Annotated in this window: 14 protein-coding genes, 4 tRNA genes and 1 pseudogene; 9 read left to right on the top strand and 10 right to left on the bottom strand. The window is 69.5% G+C overall.

What is annotated here, in order from left to right:
* Positions 1-80: 80 nt before the first annotated feature.
* The 3 genes from AB0N06_RS11640 to AB0N06_RS11630 all read right to left on the bottom strand — a co-directional run bounded on the left by AB0N06_RS11640 (position 81) and on the right by AB0N06_RS11630 (position 3,582).
* Complete coding sequence (locus AB0N06_RS11640) at positions 81-2,291, bottom strand: DEAD/DEAH box helicase (protein ID WP_366134482.1); 2,211 nt, start codon at positions 2,289-2,291, stop codon at positions 81-83.
* A gap of 209 nt (positions 2,292-2,500) precedes the next feature.
* Positions 2,501-3,010 (bottom strand): hypothetical protein, encoded by a 510-nt coding sequence (locus AB0N06_RS11635; protein WP_366134481.1) that lies wholly within the window; start codon positions 3,008-3,010, stop codon positions 2,501-2,503.
* A 221-nt stretch (positions 3,011-3,231) separates the two neighbouring features.
* On the bottom strand, positions 3,232-3,582 hold the full coding sequence (locus AB0N06_RS11630) for a metallopeptidase family protein (protein ID WP_366134480.1): 351 nt from the start codon (positions 3,580-3,582) through the stop codon (positions 3,232-3,234).
* A 166-nt stretch (positions 3,583-3,748) separates the two neighbouring features.
* Between AB0N06_RS11630 and AB0N06_RS11625 the strand changes: the two are divergent.
* The 4 genes and pseudogenes from AB0N06_RS11625 to AB0N06_RS11610 all read left to right on the top strand — a co-directional run.
* Positions 3,749-3,953: pseudogene (locus AB0N06_RS11625) on the top strand (hypothetical protein); the annotation flags it as partial.
* Between the two features lie 181 nt (positions 3,954-4,134).
* A tRNA-Glu gene (locus AB0N06_RS11620) sits at positions 4,135-4,207 on the top strand.
* A 38-nt stretch (positions 4,208-4,245) separates the two neighbouring features.
* Positions 4,246-4,320 (top strand) — tRNA-Asp (locus AB0N06_RS11615).
* 22 nt (positions 4,321-4,342) lie between these two features.
* Positions 4,343-4,419 (top strand) — tRNA-Phe (locus AB0N06_RS11610).
* 38 nt (positions 4,420-4,457) lie between these two features.
* On the opposite strand, the gene AB0N06_RS11605 is transcribed toward AB0N06_RS11610, so the two are convergent.
* The 3 genes from AB0N06_RS11605 to AB0N06_RS11595 form a co-directional block, all read right to left on the bottom strand.
* Positions 4,458-5,306: a cytochrome c biogenesis CcdA family protein gene (locus tag AB0N06_RS11605; protein WP_366134479.1), complete on the bottom strand. Its 849-nt coding sequence runs from the start codon at positions 5,304-5,306 to the stop codon at positions 4,458-4,460.
* Positions 5,303-6,088, bottom strand: coding sequence for a DsbA family protein (locus AB0N06_RS11600; protein WP_366134478.1), 786 nt, complete (start codon positions 6,086-6,088; stop codon positions 5,303-5,305). The genes AB0N06_RS11605 and AB0N06_RS11600 overlap by 4 nt, the downstream gene beginning before the upstream one ends.
* Before the next feature lie 103 nt (positions 6,089-6,191).
* Positions 6,192-6,554, bottom strand: coding sequence for a hypothetical protein (locus AB0N06_RS11595; RefSeq protein ID WP_366134477.1), 363 nt, complete (start codon positions 6,552-6,554; stop codon positions 6,192-6,194).
* Positions 6,555-6,707: 153 nt separating this feature from the next.
* Between AB0N06_RS11595 and hrpA the strand changes: the two genes are divergently transcribed.
* From hrpA to AB0N06_RS11580, 3 genes are all read left to right on the top strand, one after another.
* Positions 6,708-10,655, top strand: a complete 3,948-nt coding sequence (hrpA, locus tag AB0N06_RS11590) for an ATP-dependent RNA helicase HrpA (RefSeq protein ID WP_366134475.1) — start codon at positions 6,708-6,710, stop codon at positions 10,653-10,655.
* A 149-nt stretch (positions 10,656-10,804) separates the two neighbouring features.
* Positions 10,805-10,879: transfer RNA gene (locus AB0N06_RS11585), tRNA-Asp, on the top strand.
* Positions 10,880-11,017: 138 nt separating this feature from the next.
* Entirely contained in the window at positions 11,018-11,311 is a 294-nt protein-coding gene (locus tag AB0N06_RS11580; protein ID WP_366134474.1) for a DUF6274 family protein, read from the top strand.
* Positions 11,312-11,777: 466 nt separating this feature from the next.
* Here the strand turns inward: AB0N06_RS11580 and bldC are convergent, their stop codons facing one another.
* Positions 11,778-11,984 carry a developmental transcriptional regulator BldC gene (gene bldC, locus AB0N06_RS11575; protein WP_003949541.1) on the bottom strand — a complete coding sequence of 69 codons (207 nt, stop codon included), beginning with the start codon at positions 11,982-11,984 and terminating at the stop codon, positions 11,778-11,780.
* A 546-nt stretch (positions 11,985-12,530) separates the two neighbouring features.
* Positions 12,531-13,376, bottom strand: coding sequence for a hypothetical protein (locus tag AB0N06_RS11570; RefSeq protein ID WP_366134473.1), 846 nt, complete (start codon positions 13,374-13,376; stop codon positions 12,531-12,533).
* A 176-nt stretch (positions 13,377-13,552) separates the two neighbouring features.
* Between AB0N06_RS11570 and AB0N06_RS11565 the strand changes: the two genes are divergently transcribed.
* Both AB0N06_RS11565 and AB0N06_RS11560 read left to right on the top strand, forming a co-directional pair.
* Positions 13,553-14,635, top strand: a complete 1,083-nt coding sequence (locus AB0N06_RS11565; RefSeq protein ID WP_366134472.1) for a Glu/Leu/Phe/Val dehydrogenase dimerization domain-containing protein — start codon at positions 13,553-13,555, stop codon at positions 14,633-14,635.
* A gap of 327 nt (positions 14,636-14,962) precedes the next feature.
* Entirely contained in the window at positions 14,963-15,220 is a 258-nt protein-coding gene (locus AB0N06_RS11560) for a DUF3073 domain-containing protein (protein ID WP_366134471.1), read from the top strand.
* Positions 15,221-15,575: 355 nt separating this feature from the next.
* Here the strand turns inward: AB0N06_RS11560 and purM are convergent, their stop codons facing one another.
* The gene (gene purM, locus AB0N06_RS11555) at positions 15,576-16,649 is read right to left on the bottom strand and encodes a phosphoribosylformylglycinamidine cyclo-ligase (RefSeq protein WP_366134470.1); all 1,074 of its coding nucleotides are present in this window, start codon (positions 16,647-16,649) and stop codon (positions 15,576-15,578) included.
* A 60-nt stretch (positions 16,650-16,709) separates the two neighbouring features.
* Positions 16,710-18,236 carry an amidophosphoribosyltransferase gene (gene purF / locus AB0N06_RS11550; RefSeq protein ID WP_366134468.1) on the bottom strand — a complete coding sequence of 509 codons (1,527 nt, stop codon included), beginning with the start codon at positions 18,234-18,236 and terminating at the stop codon, positions 16,710-16,712.
* Positions 18,237-18,494: the final 258 nt, after the last annotated feature.

Here is an 18,494-nt window from a genome sequence, read left to right as displayed (position 1 = left end):
TCAAAACAACACAGGGCCCGTACGACACCGACGTGTCGTACGGGCCCTGATCAGCAGTCAGACGACCGGATCAGCCGTGATCAGCCGTTGCGCTTCCAGCGCGGCTTGTCGTCGCGGCGGCCGAAGGAACCGGTGTTGGTGCCGGTGCCACCGCGGTGGTCGTCGCGGCGGCCGGTCGGCCGGTCGCTGCCACCGGAGCGGAAGCCGCCCGAGGGGCGGTCGTCACGACGGTCGCGGTTGAACGGACGGTCGCTGCCACCGGAGCGGAAGCCACCGGACGGGCGGTCGTCACGACGGTCGCGGTTGAACGACGGGCGGTCGTTGTCGCGGTTGAACGACGGGCGGTCGTTGTCGCGGCGGAAACCGCCCGACGGACGGTCGTCACGGCGCTGGAAACCACCACGGTCGCCACCGCGGTCGTCACGACGGTCACGGTTGAACGACGGACGGTCGTTGTCGCGGCGGAAACCGCCCGACGGACGGTCGTCACGGCGCTGGAAACCACCACGGTCGCCACCGCGGTCGCCACCGCGGTCACGGTTGAACGACGGACGGTCGTTGTCCCGGCGGAAACCGCCCGACGAACGGTCGTCACGGCGCTGGAAACCACCACGGTCGCCACCGCGGTACCCACCGCGGTCGCCGCCCCGGTCGTCCCGGCGGTCGAAGTTGCCGCGGTTGTCCCGGCGGTCGAAGTTACCGCGGTCGTCGCGACGGTCGTCGCGCGCCGTGGGCTGCTCCGGTACGGAGACGGCGGCCTCGATCGCGGCCTCAGCCTCGGCGGCGACCTCGGCGACTGCTGCCTCGGGGTCCTCGCCCCGCTCACGCGCGGCACGGGCGACCAGGCGGTCGGCCTCCTCGCGGAGCTCACCGGCGCGGCGCTGGACGCGCTCCAGCTGCTTGGTCAGGTCGGCGACCTCGCGCTCCGCCTGCTTGGCGGCGTTGTTCGCGGAGTCGGCCTGGACCTCGGTCAGCGAACGGGCACCGGTGATCTCGGCGACCTCCGGGTCGAAGGCGCCCGCACCGCCGACGATGTGGCGCGAGGCGTCGACACCCGCGTCCTCCATCAGGCGGAAGATCTGGCGACGCTGGTGCGGCAGCGCCAGGGAGACGACGACACCGGACTTGCCGGCACGGGCGGTACGGCCCGAGCGGTGCAGGTAGTCCTTGTGGTCACCGGCGGGGTCCACGTTCAGCACCAGGTCGATGCCGTCGACGTGGATACCGCGGGCGGCGACGTCGGTCGCGACGAGCGCGTTGACGTAACCGTCCTTGAAGTCGGCGAGCACGCGGGTGCGGGCACCCTGCGTCATGCCGCCGTGCAGCGCGTCCGCCTTCACGCCCGCCTCGACAAGCTGCTCGGCGATGCGGTCGGCGCCCAGCTGGGTGCGGACGAAGATGATCGTGCGGCCCTTGCGGGCAGCGATGGCGGAGGTGACCGGCGCCTTGTCCTTCGGCTTCACGACGAGGACGTGGTGCGTCATGGTCGTGACGTTGCCCTGGGCGCTGTCGACCTCGTGGCTCACCGGGTTGCTCAGGTAGCGCTTGACCAGCGTGCCGATCTCGTTCTCCATGGTGGCGGAGAAGAGCATGCGCTGACCGCCGACCGGAACCTGGTCGAGCAGCTCGGTGACCTCGGGCAGGAAGCCCAGGTCGGACATCTGGTCGGCCTCGTCGAGGACAGCGACCTGGACGTTCTCCAGGGAGCAGGCGCCCCGGTTGATGATGTCGCGCAGTCGGCCCGGGGTGGCGACGAGGATGTCGACACCGCGCTCCAGCGCGTAGATCTGGTTGCCCATCGACGTACCGCCGCAGACGACCTTCATCTTGAGGCCGAGCACGTCGCCGTAGGGCTGCAGCGCGTCCGCGACCTGCATCGCGAGCTCACGGGTCGGGGTGAGGATGACCGCGCGGGGCTTCTTCTTCTCGGTGTGACCGCCGGCCAGCGTGGCCAGGGTCGGCAGACCGAAGGAGAGCGTCTTGCCGGATCCGGTACGGCCGCGGCCCAGGATGTCCTTGCCGGCCAGCGCGTCCGGAATGGTCGCGGCCTGGATCGGGAAGGGCGCGGTCACACCGTTCTGCGCGAGCTTGCGGACGATGCCCTCGGGCAGGCCCAGGTCGGCGAAGGTGACGGTCGGCTCGGCGTCGGTGGTGGCCTCGGTGGAACCGGCGAAGTCGACGGTCTCGACCGGCTCGGACACCTCGGCGGCCTCGGCCACTACGGCCTCGGCTTCGGTGACAATCTCGTCGTTCTCGGGCACGACGGTGTTGTCAGAGCTGAAATTGGACATGCGAAATGCGAAACCTTCCGGAGTCTCGGCACGCGCCCATAACTCCGTGATTCGCAATTTCGACCGCCTCAATGCGGTCCAGCCACGGCAAGGGAGAGTACGCGCCACACGGCGCTCTTCTGTGTCGGCGCCGGGCAATGGGATCAAACGATCTACTACCATACGCACTCTCACCCGCATCGCGCAAACCGCACACTCCGGACCACCCGCTACACCGGCCCCACCTGCGGCGATGCCTCGGGAGTCCGCAGCGCCTCCAGGTCGTCCGGCACGCTCATCGCGTCACTGCGGAACTGCGCGGCCGGAGACGCGGAGGGCCCGGGAGCCGGACTTGAAGGTTCCGGATCGGGTGAGCTCGACGGCTCCGGGGTCACCGGCGCGGACGGCCCGGAGGACACCGACGGCTCCGCGGACGGCACCGGCTGCTGCGACCCCCCGCCCCCCGGCGGGGACGGCACCGGCGGATGTCCGCCCCGGGTCGGCAACGGATCACCGGACCCCACGCCCGCATGCGCGCCACCGGGTACGACCGAGGCGCGCGCCGACGCGCTCGGGCTCGGCGATTCGGCGGCCTCCCGGTCGGAGTGCGCCTCCGCGCCCCCTCGGGTACGGGCGCGTCCCGTACCCGCCACCGTGGAGCCGTCCGGTTCACCCGACGAGCCCTTCCGCTCGGCCGACCGGGACGGGGCCGGCTTCCCGGCGTCGTCGCTGATGCTCATGCAGCCGGTGGACGCGGCAATCGTCACTGCGGTGACGGCTGCCCATCGGACAGGGGATGGCAACTGACGCACGGCGGGCACCTCCGGGAGGCGGGGAGCGAAGCAGGGCGGGAACGTACAGGTGCGCTCTGCCCAACTCCCGTTCCCCCGCATGGGACACGCCCCACGCACCACCGGCCGTTTCGCCGTCGGCCCCTCCGCCGCCGCTCTCCCAGGTGTACTCAGCCGTAACCGAGCGCGTGCAGCCGCTCGTCGTCGATGCCGAAGTGGTGGGCGATCTCATGGACGACCGTGATTTCCGTCTCCGCCACGACGTCCTCACGCGACGCGCACATCCGCAGCGTCGGCCCGCGGTAGATCGTGATCCGGTCCGGCAGCACCCCGGCGTACCACTCGCCTCGCTCGGTCAGCGGCGTGCCCTCGTACAGCCCGAGCAGCTCCGGATCGCCGGGGTCCGGTTCGTCCTCGACAAACACCGCGACGTTGTCCATCAGCCGCGTCAGCTCCGGCGGAATCCGGTCCAGGGCCTCGGCAACCAGTTCCTCGAACTCTTCGCGCGTCATCTCCAGCACCCCGCCATTGTCACGTACCCCTGCCGGACCGGCCCCGGACCGCCACTCCCTGCCCTGTCCCGCAATCCCGCGCCCCCGCATGGCCGCCCCCGAACCCGGGCATACGCGCCCCATGGCCCGCGCCTTCTTCCGCGCCGCAGTCGCCCGCATCCGCCACCATTGCGCGGGCGGCGGCGGGCTGCGCGCCGTACAGAGCAGGAAGCCGGAGAAGGTGCGCGTCTCGGTGTTCTACGGACCGCGCGACTCGCCGTCTGCAGGCCTGGGACAAGATCACGCTCGGCGGGCTCGGCCTGACAACGACCGAGGTCAGCCGCCATCTGCCGAGGGGGAACCACCCCGGAGCGACCCCTTCGCCTATTCGGTTTGGCTGACACCGAAACGCCGTAGTACAGTCTCCGACGTGCCCAAGGGCGCCGGTCAGGGCTTGACCGTTCCGAAACCCCAGAGGTTGAAGAAGAAGCGGAACCTCTCGAGGGGAAGCGGAGTCACGTGCTTCTGACGTCCCTCTCTTCGGGGGGCGATAGACGCAGAAGTAGCGACACCAGCAGTTCTGCCCTCATCGTCTAGTGGCCCAGGACGCCGCCCTTTCAAGGCGGTAGCACGGGTTCGAATCCCGTTGGGGGCACGCACCACCTTGTGCGACACTTAGTCGCACAACAGCTTGGTCCTGTGGAGCAGTTTGGAGTGCTCGCCACCCTGTCAAGGTGGAGGCCGCGGGTTCAAATCCCGTCAGGACCGCTGCAGCTCGTCAGCGCTGCGTGGCTGGGTAGCTCAGTTGGTACGAGCGATCGCCTGAAAAGCGATAGGTCGCCGGTTCGATCCCGGCCCCAGCCACCACCCGAAAGCCCCGTCCATCGGACGGGGCTTTCGTCGTGTCAGGCCTCTTCCCGCTCCGCAGACTTCGCATCCCGGCGGCGCCACGCCCGCACCCCGAGAACCAGCAGCGCCACCGCCACCGCCGCCACCAGCGCGGCCGCGTCCGGCACCTGCTCGCCGATCCGCTGCGCCCACTGCTCGACGGCGAACGAATCGTCCACGTCCAGCAGCCCGGGCAGTGCGGTCGTCCCGTCGTACGCGAGGAACAGTGCGCCCAGCCCGATGAAGAACAGCCCCGAGAGCGCAGTGGTGGTGTGCAGTTCGAAGCGGCCGAGCCGGAAGGCGCGGCCGCGCAGCCAGGCGCGGCGCCCGAGGTCGAAGCGCTCCCAGACCAGCGCCAGCAGGAACAGCGGAACCGCCATGCCCAGGGCGTAGACGGCGAGCAGCAGTCCGCCGTAGACCGGGCTGGCGCTGACCGCCGCCACCGTCAGGACGCTGCCGAGGATCGGTCCGGCGCAGAACCCGGCCAGCCCGTAGACGGCGCCGAGGGCATAGACCGACACGGCGGTCGTCGGCCGGATCCGCCCGCTGAGGGCCGCGATCCGGCGTGAGGTGAAGCCGAGGCCCACGATCTGGGCCACGCCGAGCCCGATGATCAGCCAGCCGGCCCCGAGGACCAGCTGGTCGCGGTGACTGTAGAAGAGCCGTCCGGCGTACGAGCCGGCGGCGCCGAGCGGCACGAGGGTGGTGGCCAGACCGGCGTAGAAGATGCCGGTACGGGCCAGTAGCCGCGAGGCCGAGTCGATGGAGTAGGCGAAGAAGGCGGGCAGCAACAGGGCGCTGCAGGGGCTGACCAGGGCCAGCAGCCCGCCGAGGAAAGCGGCGAAGTAGCCGATGTCCACCGTCACCTGTCGGCGCCCGCGGAGTCACCGGAGCCCTGGGAGCCGCCCTTGGCGTCCTTGGTGTTGGCGGCCTTGTCGGCCGCCGCCTGGATGGCCTGCTCGAAGACCTCCACCGGCTGCGCTCCGGCCAGCGGGCGGCCGTTGATCAGGAAGGACGGGGTGGAGCTCGCGCCGATCCCGTACCCCTCCTCCTGGTCCTTGCTCACCGCGGCGGAAGCAGCCGCGCCGTCCGCATCGCGTACGAACCGGTCGATGTCCCGCACTCCCGCCTCCTTGGCGAGCGCCTTCAGCCGGTCCTTGCCGAAACCCTTCTCCTTGGCCCCTTCGCTGTAGGCGGCTGCGTGGAACTGCCAGAAGCGTCCCTGCTGCCCGGCGGCCCAGGCGGCGCGCGCGACGGCCTCGGATTCGGCGCCGAAGATCGGGAAGTTGCGCCACTCGATGCGCAGGGTGCCGTTGTCGACGTACTTCTTCACCAGGGCGGGTTCGGTGTCCCGGGCGAACTTGCCGCAGTAGCCGCACTTGAAGTCGGCGTACTCGATGAGGACCACGGGCGCGTCGACCGGGCCCTGCGCGAGTTTGTCGGCAGGGTCGCGGCGGGCCAGCTTCGCCAGTTCCGGGAAGACACCGGCGTCCGGGTCGGCGGTGACATCGGCGACCGAATTCGAGGAGGAGCGGTCGGCGGGGGCGGTGGCGCGGTAGGAGACGAAGCCGAGCAGCGCGGCGGCGAGGACGACACCGGTGCCGTAGAGCAGCGGCTTCCTGGACAAGGAGGTTTTGGGCGTAGGCATGGCAAAACTCCGTGCTCGTGGTGCGGGAGGGGGGAAGGGGAAGGGGACGACCGGATGGCGGGCATCCCTCTAGGGCGTGTCCGGCGGATCCGCCGGACAGCTCCTAAACCCGCAGTACGGAGAGTTCTATTGGGGATGGCGCGGCAGGCTCCGGCCCGAGCGGCCTGACGCGTACGCGTGGCTCCGCGGGCCCCTGGCCGGGAGCGGCGCTCGGACCCCATTCGGCGAGACCGGGCGCCTGGTCGTGCGCGGCGCGGGCCCGGACGGGTACGCCGGGCTCGATGCCGCCGTGCGTCGTGCCCTTGCCGCAGCCGGGCACCCCCTGACCGCCGACGGCCGGGGCGGCCACCGCGGTGCCGGAATCCCCGGACGCGGTCGCCGCCGTCACCGCCGTCGCGGGCCCGCAGAACAGCCCGAGCACGACCGCGAGCACCGCCACCAGGCAGTACCACTGCGTACGGGACACGGACGAGGGCCTTTCCACTGCGGTACGAAGATCGGTTGCCCGAAATGGTACGTGCTGTGATCGGGAGCTCCCCCGCAGTCAGCGCGGCCGTGACGCAGACCGCGCGAAATAGGTTCGCCGTTCCTCGGGCCCGGGTGCGATCCTGGGGTCCGTATGTCTACTTCCTTTGCCGATCTCCAGTCCCAGCTCGGACACGTCTCGCTCCGCGACGCGCACCGGCTCGGCCGCCGCCTCGAAGGGGCGCGCCGGATCCGTAAGCCCGAGGCCCGGCAGGCCGTGCTGGACGAGATCGCCACCCAGGCCGGGAAGGCAGCCGAGCGGCTCGCGGGGCGCGCCGAACGGATGCCCGCACTCTCGTACCCGGAAGAACTTCCGGTCAGCCAGAAGAAGGACGAGATCCTGGAGGCGATACGCGACCACCAGGTCGTGATCGTCGCCGGTGAGACCGGCTCCGGCAAGACCACGCAGATCCCGAAGATCTGCATGGAGCTGGGGCGCGGCCTCCGGGGCATGATCGGGCACACCCAGCCGCGCCGGATCGCGGCCCGTACGGTCGCCGAGCGCGTCGCCGACGAGCTGAAGACCCCGCTCGGCGAGGCGGTCGGCTGGAAGGTCCGCTTCACCGACCAGGTGAACCCGGACGCGACCTATCTGAAGCTGATGACGGACGGCATCCTGCTGGCCGAGATCCAGACCGACCGCGAGCTGCTCGCGTACGACACGATCATCATCGACGAGGCCCACGAGCGGTCGCTGAACATCGACTTCCTGCTGGGCTATCTGGCCCGGCTGCTGCCCAAGCGCCCCGACCTGAAGGTCGTCATCACCTCGGCGACCATCGACCCGGAGCGCTTCGCCCGGCACTTCGGTAATGCGCCGATCGTCGAGGTCAGCGGGCGTACGTACCCGGTCGAGGTGCGCTACCGGCCCCTGCTGGAGGAGGACACGGACGACTCCGACCGCGACCAGATCACCGCGATCTGCGATGCCGTCGACGAGCTCCAGGCGGAGGGCCCCGGCGATGTCCTGGTCTTCCTCTCCGGCGAGCGCGAGATCCGCGACACCGCGGACGCCCTGAACAAGAAGAACCTCCGCCACACCGAGGTGCTTCCTCTCTACGCGCGCCTGTCGCACGCCGAGCAGCACCGGGTGTTCCAGCGCCACACCGGCCGCAGGATCGTGCTGGCGACGAACGTCGCCGAGACCTCGCTGACCGTTCCCGGCATCAAGTACGTGATCGACCCGGGCAACGCCCGCATCTCCCGCTACAGCCACCGCACCAAGGTCCAGCGGCTGCCGATCGAACGGATCTCGCAGGCCAGCGCCAACCAGCGCAAGGGGCGCTGCGGCCGTACCTCGGACGGCATCTGCATCCGGCTGTACTCCGAGGACGACTTCCTGACCCGCCCGGAGTTCACGGACGCGGAGATCCTCCGTACGAACCTGGCGTCCGTCATCCTCCAGATGACCGCGGCCGGGCTCGGCGACGTCGAGAAGTTCCCCTTCATCGACCCGCCGGACCACCGCAACATCCGCGACGGTGTGCAGCTGCTCCAGGAGCTCGGCGCACTCGACCTGGAGGAGAAGGCCCCCCAGGAGGGGAAGAAGGGGCAACGGCTGACGCAGCTGGGGCGGAAGCTCTCGCAGCTGCCCGTCGACCCTCGCCTCGCCCGCATGGTCATCGAGGCCGACCGCAACGGCTGCACGCGCGAGGTCATGGTGATCGCCGCCGCGCTCTCCATCCAGGACCCGCGCGAGCGGCCCTCGGACAAGCAGACGCAGGCCGATCAGCAGCATGCCCGCTTCAAGGACGAGACGTCGGACTTCCTGGCGTTCCTGAATCTGTGGCGGTACATCCGCGAGCAGCAGAAGGAGCGCGGCTCGTCCAGCTTCCGCCGGATGTGCAAGCAGGAGTATCTGAACTTCCTGCGCATCCGCGAATGGCAGGACATCTATGCGCAGCTGCGTACGGTCGCCAAGCAGATGGGGATCCACCTGAACGAGGAGGATGCGCCGGAGCAGGCGGTGCACACCTCGCTGCTGGCCGGGCTGCTGTCGCACATCGGACTGAAGGACACCGAGAAGAACGAGTACCTGGGCGCGCGCAGCGCCAAATTCGCGATCTTCCCCGGGTCGGCGCTCTTCAAGAAGCAGCCGCGGTTCGTGATGTCCGCCGAGCTGGTCGAGACGTCCCGGCTGTGGGCACGGGTCAACGCCAGGGTCGAGCCGGAGTGGATCGAACCGCTGGCCCAGCATCTGCTGAAGCGCACCTACAGCGAGCCGCACTGGGAGAAGGACCAGGCGGCGGTGATGGCGTACGAGCGAGTCACGCTGTACGGCGTACCGATCGTCGCCCAGCGCAAGATCAATTTCGGCCGGATCGACGCCGAGACGTCCCGCGATCTCTTCATCCGGAACGCACTGGTCGAGGGCGACTGGCGGACGCACCACCAGTTCTTCCATGACAACCGCAAACTTCTCGGCGAGGTCGAGGAGTTGGAGCACCGGGCGCGGCGCCGCGACATCCTCGTGGACGACGAGACGCTCTTCGACTTCTACGACCAGCGGATCCCGGAGCACGTCGTCTCCGGCGCGCACTTCGACTCCTGGTGGAAGCACAAGCGCCGCGACGAGCCGGACGCGCTCGACTTCGAGCGCTCGATGCTCATCAACGAGAAGGCCGGGGCCGTCACCAAGGACGACTACCCGGACTCCTGGCGGCAGGGGAAGCTCAAGTTCAAGGTGACGTACCAGTTCGAGCCCGGCGCGGACGCGGACGGTGTGACCGTCCACATCCCGCTCCAGGTGCTCAACCAGGTCACCGCCGAGGGCTTCGACTGGCAGATCCCCGGCCTGCGCGAGGACGTGGTCACCGAGCTGATCCGCTCCCTGCCCAAGCCGATCCGCCGGCACTACGTCCCCGCGCCGAACTACGCGGGCCGGTTCCTGGACCGGGCGGTGCCGCTGCAGGAGCCGCTGCCGGTCACCCTCGCGCGTGAGCTCCAGCAGATGGTCGGGGTCCCGGTCTCCGCCGACGACTTCGATCTCTCCCGGATCCCTGACCACCTCAAGATCACGTTCCGGATCGTCGACGAGCGGCGCCGCAGGGTGGCCGAGGAGAAGGACCTGGAGGCGCTGAAGCTCCAGCTGCGCCCCAAGGCCCGTCAGGCCCTCTCCAAGGCCGCTGCGGCCACCGCGGGGCCCTCGGGCGAGTCCATCGAGCGTTCGGGGCTCACGGACTGGACGATCGGCACGCTGAACCGGGTCTTCGAGACCCGGCGGGCCGGTCAGCCGGTCAAGGCCTACCCGGCGCTCGTGGAGCAGGAGGGGGCCGCGGCGGGCACCGTGGCCGTACGGCTCTTCGACACCGAGGCCGAGCAGCAGCAGGCGATGTGGCGCGGCACCCGGAAGCTGATCCTGCTGAACATCCCGGTGAACCCGGCGAAGTTCGTCTCGGACAAGCTGACGAACCAGCAGAAGCTCGCGCTGTCCCGCAATCCGCACGGCTCCGTCCAGGCGCTGTTCGAGGACTGCGCGACCGCTGCCGCGGATCGGCTGATCGGCGCCCACGGCGGGCCGGCCTGGGACGAGGAGTCGTTCCGCAAGCTGTACGACAAGGTCCGCGCCGATCTCGTCGCGCTGACCGAGCACACGGTCGCCCAGGTGCAGCAGGTGCTGGCTGCCTGGCAATCCTGCGAGCGACGCCTGAAGGCCACCAACAGCCTGGTCCTGGTCAACAACGTCACCGATGTACGGAACCAGCTCACCGCCCTCGTACCGCCTGGCTTCGTCACGAGGACCGGGCTGCGCAGGCTCCCCGACCTGATGCGCTACCTGGTCGCCGCGGACCGCCGGCTCCAGCAGATGCCGACGGCCGTCCAGCGCGACACCACGCGCATGGAGAAGGTCCACGAGATGCAGGACGAGTACGCCTGGCTGCTCGAACAGATGCCGCAGGGCAGGCCCGTTCCGCAGGAGGTCCTGGACATCCGCTGGATGATCGAGGAGCTCCGGGTGAGCTATTTCGCGCACGCCCTGGGTACCGCGTACCCCGTCTCGGACAAGCGGATCGTGAAGGCGATCGACGCCGCGGCTCCGTGATCGGGCGCCCCCTCGGGGGCGTAACTCCCCCACTCCCTGTCGCAAGGCAGGCCGTAAGGGAGTCACCACCAGGAGTGAAGTCGACTGGAGCCGCCAATCTCCTGTACAGTCTGGTTTCGCAGGCAGCCGCAAGGAAGCCGCGAAAACCTGGTCCTGTGGAGCAGTTTGGAGTGCTCGCCACCCTGTCAAGGTGGAGGCCGCGGGTTCAAATCCCGTCAGGACCGCAGTAACGAAAGCCCGGATCCTTCTGGATCCGGGCTTTCGCGTGTCTTGACTCCGGCAACTGCCACGGGTACTCAGTCAGCAGGGGCCGCCCCTGTTCCTGGGCGCGGGGCGGCGCGGTCCACCGGGAGGTGGCGCGGATGGCGGCGTCCACGGCGAGGCACGAGACCCGCGCGCTGCTGCGCGCCCATCTGGCGGCCGCTTCCGGCTACCGGCATCTCACCCGGCACTGCCCGATCTGCCACCTGCTCCTGAGGCTCGCCATGGAGCCCGTGGCGGCCTCCCGGCCCGTCCCGCCCCCGGAACCGCCCGCGTCATCCAGCAGGGCTCCAGCGGCCGTTCAGGAGTCCGCGGCGCTCGCCGCTCCCATGGCCGCCCCCGAAGAACAGAACCGCGCCGACCGGACCGAGGACGAAAGCCCTGCCGCCACGTGACCAAGGGCGAGGACGTCCGCTTCCCGGCAGTGGCAGGCTCGGCCTTGGCAAGACTCAGGCCATGTGACGGGTGTCACTGAATGAGTTTTGAGAAAGGGTGACTTTACACCCTTCCTACAACTGGCGAATTTAATATGTGCAATTGCACTCCCCGGAAGGGGCTTCCACGGGGAGGCCCAGGGGCGTCCCACGAGCCCCGGGCGTCCCCCGGCGGACCCGCGCGTCCGAGTCGGATGCGCCCGCACGGCACTGCACGCGAAGCCGGAGCCCCGGCCCGCCGGCCGCCCCGCGGGCACAAAAAAGATCGCGCTGGACCCGGCGGAGTCCAGCGCGATCGAACGACATACCCCGCATTGCACAGGTATGGCGCCCGTTGGGGCGGGCGCCCGTCGTGTGGAGCTATGGGTGGGCGGACGCGGGTTGGGGGACCCGGGCAGCCCGGTTGTGACGCGGCGACAGGGGTGTGTCAGGCCTCGCTGCGCTGCTGCGGGATACCCGCAAGCAGTGCGCGGACCTCTGCCTCGCGGTACCGGCGGTGTCCACCGAGCGTGCGGATGGACGTGAGCTTGCCTGCCTTGGCCCAACGGGTGACCGTCTTCGGGTCCACGCGGAACATCGTGGCAACCTCAGCCGGGGTCAGCAGCGGCTCGGCATCAGGGGTGCGAGCGGTCATGAGCGGCCTCCTCGGGAGAACCGAACCATCTCGGTTCTTTCCTCTAAATTCTGCACCTTGACCCGCGTTGCCCGAAATGGCGGACGCGGGCCGAGTCGGTTATAGGACGAACGGCTTGTCCTCGGCACTACAACTACACCATCCGTCCAGCCGCGTCGGCCAAACCGATGGAATTGCCCTCCCAGGTGTTCATCAGCGACGGAAGCCGATGGACCATGCCATAGCGGACAGTCACTCCACCGTGACGATCAGTCACAGAGCGATCAGGAGTCATCAGACCCCCCATAGCGCGCAATGCAGAGCAATCCGCCCTTAATTGGACGGATGGAGTCCTCCCCGGACTCCTTGTCCTATTTTGGCACGAGGAGTGGGGAAGGGCGCAAGGGCCCAGTTAGTGCTATCCGTCACCCTTGAGACAAAGGCCCGGTTCGGGACGTAGGTCCTAGCGCCGCAGGAGTACGCTCCCGCCACTTTGCCCTCACCACTCCCATGAGTCACACGGACGAGCCGTAGGGGAGACCGGTTCCCGACCCCGCACCGCCGGACTCAGCTGGCGAACTGACGGTCCCTCACGATCCGCCAGCGCTCCGCCAGCCGCCCGTACGCCGCACTCGCCCCTTCGGTGTCACCGGCCCGCAGCGCCGCGATGCCCTCGGCGACATCCGCAGCCGACCGGTCCCCGGCGAGCTGCTCGGCCGACAGCGCGTGCACCAGCCCGCCGTAGTCGAGCTCGACCAGCGCGCGCGGATGGAACTCCTCCAGCCACCGGCCGACGTCCACCAGGCCCTCGGTCAGCGCCCCCTCGTCGACGGTCTCCCTCAGCGTCCTCAGCGACCTGGCCAGCCGGCGGCGCGCCTGCACCATCGGGGTCCGGTAGCGCAACACCGGCGCTCCCCCGCCGCCGGCCGCCTCCGTGTGCTCCCGCTCCTCGTCCGAGAAGAGGACGAACCAACGCACCGGTACCTGCCACACCGCGGTCCGGATCCACGGCCGGGCGTCCGGATTGCGCTCCGCCCACTGCGCGTGGTCCGCGAGCGCCTGCCCGCGCACCACCGGCGGCAGCACCGCGTCGAGCACCGGGGCCGGGAACATCTCCGCCAGCTCCTCCAGCGCCAGCCAGCCGCGCAGCCGGGTCCGCCACGGACAGACGCACACCACGCCGTCCACCTCGGCGACGAACGCGTCCCTGCTCTCGTGCACCGGCACCCCGACCGGTGGGGTGGCCGCCAAGTCGGCCAGCGAACGCCGGAGTTCGTCCTGCGCCGTGGGGATGCGGTCGCGCCCCGCGTAGCGGGCCCAGTGGGTCCGCTCCGGCTCCGGAAAAGCGGCCAGCGGTTCGTACACCCGGAGGTAGGACGCGTAAGGGACGAGCACCGAAGACACCACCGACATGCCTCAGATCGTGTCACGCCGGTACTCCGCCGGGGGGTGATCCTTGGCACCGGAACAGATCTACGCCCGCGTAGGACTTACGCTCATGCCCAGTCGGACCGTCCGTGCCGGTCGGTCCGGGGCCCTCCCCACCTTCAGGAGGGTCTTCCGCCGCTTCGTACTTGGGAGTCACCACCGTGACCGATGTGACCGACGGCGTCCTGCACACCCTGTTCCACTCGGATCAGGGGGGACACGAGCAAGTCGTGCTCTGTCAGGACCGTGCCAGCGGCCTCAAGGCCGTCATCGCCATCCACTCCACCGCCCTGGGCCCGGCCCTCGGCGGAACCCGCTTCTACCCGTACGCCTCCGAGGAGGCGGCCGTCGCGGATGCGCTGAACCTGGCGCGCGGCATGTCGTACAAGAACGCCATGGCCGGTCTCGACCACGGCGGCGGCAAGGCCGTCATCATCGGCGACCCCGAGAAGATCAAGACCGAGGAACTGCTGCTGGCCTACGGCCGGGCCGTGGCCTCGCTCGGCGGGCGCTACGTGACCGCCTGCGACGTCGGCACGTACGTCTCCGACATGGACGTCGTCGCCCGCGAGTGCCGGTGGACCACCGGCCGCTCCCCGGAGAACGGCGGCGCCGGCGACTCCTCCGTCCTCACCGCGTTCGGTGTCTTCCAGGGCATGCGGGCCTCGGCCCAGCACCTCTGGGGCGACCCGACGCTGCGTGGCCGAAAAGTGGCGGTCGCGGGCGTCGGCAAGGTCGGCCACCACCTCGTCGAACATCTGCTGTCGGACGGCGCCGAGGTCGTGGTCACGGACGTCCGGGAGGAATCGGTACGCCGGATCACCGATCTCCACCCCGAGGTGGCCGTCGCCGCGGACACCGCCGCGCTGATCCGTACCGAAGGCCTCGACATCTACGCCCCGTGCGCGCTCGGCGGTGCGCTGAACGACGAGACCGTCCCGGTACTCACGGCCAAGGTGGTGTGCGGCGCGGCCAACAACCAGCTGGCACACCCGGGCGTCGAGAAGGACCTCGCGGACCGTTCGATCCTGTACGCCCCCGACTACGTGGTGAACGCGGGCGGCGTCATCCAGGTCGCCGACGAGCTGCACGGCTTCGACTTCGACCGGTGCAAGGCGAAGGCGTCGAAGATCTTCGATACCACGCTGGCGATATTCGCACGCGCGAAGGAAGACGGCATTCCGCCGGCCGCTGCGGCCGACCGGATCGCCGAGCAGCGGATGGCCGAGGCGCGGCGCCCCTGACCGCTCGTCACTGATGGCCGCGGAGCTCTCACCGGGCGTCGCGGCCACCCCTCGGACCGCTGACCCGCCGACCGGCGAGACAAGACTCACGCCGGTCGGCGGGTCGCATGCCGAGAAGAGGTTAAAATCGCAGTTGACCAGCGAGGACGGGGCTTCTCGTTGGTCCTGTTCCGGGGCGTGTGATGCGGGCGGCGTACCGTATGGCCACGGAAGCAGGTACCGTTAAAGCCCTACGGGCACGGTCTCTCTGCCGAGAGTCCGTCCTGAAACATGAACGCGTGTCAAGACTCTGGGGCCGTCGAGCCCCGTCACCGAGGGGGTCGAGCCATGGGGCGCGGCCGGGCAAAGGCCAAGCAGACAAAGGTCGCCCGCCAGCTGAAGTACAGCAGCGGCGGGACTGACCTGTCGCGTCTGGCCAATGAGCTGGGCGCATCGCCTTCGAGTCAGCCACCGAACGCAGAGCCGTTCGAGGACGACGACAAGGAAGATGACCCGTACGCACAGTACGCGGATCTGTACAACGATGACGACGATGAGGACGAGGACGACGAGTCCGGTCCGTCGTCACAGCGCCGCGGCGCTTGACCTCGCGCTGACACATCAACCCGGTCCGGGCCTGCCCGGACCGGGTTCTGTGTTGCGCTTTTCGGGTCCGATCGGCAGCTTGAACCTGTCCGGCGACCAAGAGCAGGACGGTCACCGGACGGTATCGGTGCGCCCTGCCCCCGCCGCGTGTCCCCGTACCCCTCCCGGCAGGCTCTGCCCCGTCGCACCGCCCGGCACGCCCGCTCGCCGCGTCGGTCACCAGCCCTGGTAGCTCCGTCCCCAAGCTCTCAGCCTCGTTCGAGCAGGAGAGACGCCACCCCAGGACGTCCGGCCGCCCTGCGATCGCACGCACCGGACGCCACTTGTCGTGGGGCACACACTGCCGGTCACGGCACTAGCGCGCGTAAGCGCCGACCAGCTCGGCACCCGAGCCGTGCGTACCGCGGTCCGTGATCTCGCCGGCCACCCAGGAGTCGACCCCGCGGTCGGCCAGCGTCGTCAGAGCGGCATCCACGGATTCCGCCGGGACGATCGCGATCATGCCGACGCCCATGTTGAGCGTCTTCTCCAGCTCCAGCTGCTCGACCTGACCGGCCTTGCCGACCAGGTCGAAGACCGCGCCGGGCGTCCACGTGGAGCGGTCGACGGTGGCGTGCAGGTCGTCCGGGATGACCCGGGCCAGGTTGTTGGCGAGACCGCCGCCGGTGACGTGGCTGAAGCCGTGCACCTCGGTCGTGCGGGTCAGCGCCAGGCAGTCCAGCGAGTAGATCCGGGTGGGCTCCAGGAGCTCCTCGCCGAGCGTGCGGCCGAACTCCTCGACGTCGCGGTCCAGCGCCCAGCCGGCCCGGTCGAAGAAGACGTGGCGGACGAGCGAGTACCCGTTGGAGTGAAGTCCGGACGACGCCATCGCGATGACCGCGTCACCCTTACGGATACGGTCCGGGCCGAGCAGCCGGTCGGCCTCGACCACGCCCGTACCGGCGCCCGCGACATCGAAGTCGTCGGGGCCGAGGAGGCCCGGGTGTTCGGCGGTCTCGCCGCCGACCAGGGCGCAGCCGGCCAGCACGCAGCCTTCGGCGATGCCCTTCACGATGGACGCGACACGCTCGGGGTGCACTTTGCCGACGCAGATGTAGTCGGTCATGAAGAGCGGCTCGGCGCCGCAGACGACCAGGTCGTCGACGACCATGCCGACGAGGTCGTGGCCGATGGTGTCGTACACGCCCATCTTGCGGGCGAGGTCGACCTTCGTGCCGACGCCGTCGGTGGCGGAGGCGAGCAGCGGACGCTCGTAGCGCTTGAGGGCCGAGGCGTCGAAGAGGCCGGCGAATCCGCCGAGGCCGCCAAGGCCCGCGACCTCTGGGCGCTGCGTCTTCTTCACCCACTCCTTCATCAGCTCGACGGCACGGTCGCCGGCCTCGATGTCGACGCCCGCTGCCGCGTAGGAAGCACCTGTTGTCTCAGACATTGCCTGGGATCTTTCGTGTGGAAATACGGGGCTGGTGGCAGGGCTGGTGTGCGTCGCCGGTCACGGACGACGCAGTGCGTCGGCCGCGGCGGTCGCCGCAGGGCCTGCCGCCAGCTCGGTCTCCAGCAGCTGCTTGCCGAGCAGCTCCGGGTCCGGGAGCTCCATCGGGTACTCACCGTCGAAGCAGGCGCGGCACAGGTTCGGCTTGGCGATCGTGGTCGCCTCGACCATCGCGTCGAGCGAGATGTACGCGAGCGAGTCAGCCCCCAAGGACGTGGAGATCTCGTCGACCGTCATGCCGTTGGCGATCAGCTCCGCGCGGGTCGCGAAGTCGATACCGAAGAAGCAGGGCCACTTCACCGGCGGGGACGAGATCCGGATGTGGATCTCGGCGGCACCGGCCTCGCGGAGCATCCGGACCAGTGCGCGCTGGGTGTTGCCGCGGACGATCGAGTCGTCGACGACCACCAGGCGCTTGCCCTTGATGACTTCCTTGAGCGGGTTCAGCTTGAGGCGGATGCCCAGCTGGCGAATGGTCTGGGAGGGCTGGATGAAGGTCCGGCCGACATACGCGTTCTTGACCAGACCGGCGCCGAACGGGATACCGCTTGCTTCCGCGTAGCCGATGGCGGCGGGCGTGCCGGACTCCGGAGTCGCTATGACCAGATCGGCCTCGACCGGGGCCTCGGCGGCCAGCCTGCGGCCCATCTCCACGCGGGAGAGGTACACGTTGCGCCCGGCGATGTCGGTGTCGGGGCGGGCCAGATAGACGTACTCGAAGACACAGCCCTTGGGCTTCGCTTCCGCGAAGCGCGAGGTGCGCAGGCCGTTCTCGTCGATGGCGACGAGCTCGCCCGGCTCGATCTCGCGGACGAAGCTGGCACCGCAGATGTCGAGGGCGGCGGACTCGGAGGCCACCACCCAGCCACGCTCCAGCCGGCCGAGGACCAGCGGGCGAATGCCCTGCGGGTCACGGGCTGCGTAGAGGGTGTGCTCATCCATGAAGACGAGTGAGAAGGCGCCCTTCACCTCGGGAAGCACCGCGGCAGCGGCCTCCTCGATGGTGAGCGGCTTGCCGTCGTCGTCGGTCTGGCCGGCGAGCAGAGCGGTCACCAGATCGGTGTCGTTCGTCGCGGCGACCTGGGTGGCGCGGCCGTCCTTGCGGGGAAGGTCGGCAACCATCTCGGCGAGCTGGGCCGTATTGACCAGATTGCCGTTGTGACCCAGAGCGATCGAGCCGTGCGCGGTCGCACGGAACGTCGGCTGCGCGTTCTCCCACACCGAGGCACCGGTGGTGGAGTAGCGGGCATGACCGACCGCGATATGGCCCTGGAGAGATCCCAGAGACGTTTCGTCGAAGACCTGCGAGACCAGTCCCATGTCCTTGAAGACCAGGATCTGGGACCCGTTGCTCACTGCGATGCCCGCGGACTCCTGTCCACGGTGCTGCAGGGCATACAGTCCGAAATAGGTGAGCTTGGCGACCTCTTCGCCCGGAGCCCAGACACCGAAGACGCCGCAAGCGTCCTGGGGGCCCTTTTCTCCGGGGAGCAGGTCGTGGTTGAGTCGTCCATCACCACGAGGCACACCACCGAGTGTAGGCGAGGTCGACCACTGGTCCGAATTGGGGATACCCCGTCGGAGCACCGGAGAAGAGGCCCGAAGCGCTGTTCCGGGGACCACGTGCGCGGTCACGGGCAGTGACGGAATTCGGCTGTCGGCGGGAGGCGGAGGCGGGGCAGGATCCGCTACAGGGCGGCTGACGCCCGGCCTACCGGCCGTTTACCGGCCAGTTCAAGCCAGGGGGTGCCCCCGGGGGTGCCGGGCCCGGTGGTGGCGCTCGGT

Source organism: Streptomyces sp. NPDC051020, from assembly GCF_040683105.1.
Taxonomy (GTDB): domain Bacteria; phylum Actinomycetota; class Actinomycetes; order Streptomycetales; family Streptomycetaceae; genus Streptomyces.
Note: the sequence above shows the minus strand (reverse complement) of the source record. Positions and strands in the feature narration are given on the sequence as shown.

Excerpts from the sequence above, each read along its gene's own strand:
- AB0N06_RS11640 (WP_366134482.1), bottom strand. The coding sequence starts at position 2,291 with ATGTCCAATTTCAGCTCTGACAACACCGTCGTGCCCGAGAACGACGAG.
- AB0N06_RS11635 (WP_366134481.1), bottom strand. The coding sequence starts at position 3,010 with ATGAGCATCAGCGACGACGCCGGGAAGCCGGCCCCGTCCCGGTCGGCC.
- AB0N06_RS11600 (WP_366134478.1), bottom strand. The coding sequence starts at position 6,088 with ATGCCTACGCCCAAAACCTCCTTGTCCAGGAAGCCGCTGCTCTACGGC.
- hrpA (WP_366134475.1), top strand. The coding sequence starts at position 6,708 with ATGTCTACTTCCTTTGCCGATCTCCAGTCCCAGCTCGGACACGTCTCG.
- AB0N06_RS11580 (WP_366134474.1), top strand. The coding sequence starts at position 11,018 with ATGGCGGCGTCCACGGCGAGGCACGAGACCCGCGCGCTGCTGCGCGCC.
- bldC (WP_003949541.1), bottom strand. The coding sequence starts at position 11,984 with ATGACCGCTCGCACCCCTGATGCCGAGCCGCTGCTGACCCCGGCTGAG.
- AB0N06_RS11570 (WP_366134473.1), bottom strand. The coding sequence starts at position 13,376 with ATGTCGGTGGTGTCTTCGGTGCTCGTCCCTTACGCGTCCTACCTCCGG.
- AB0N06_RS11560 (WP_366134471.1), top strand. The coding sequence starts at position 14,963 with ATGGGGCGCGGCCGGGCAAAGGCCAAGCAGACAAAGGTCGCCCGCCAG.
- purM (WP_366134470.1), bottom strand. The coding sequence starts at position 16,649 with ATGTCTGAGACAACAGGTGCTTCCTACGCGGCAGCGGGCGTCGACATC.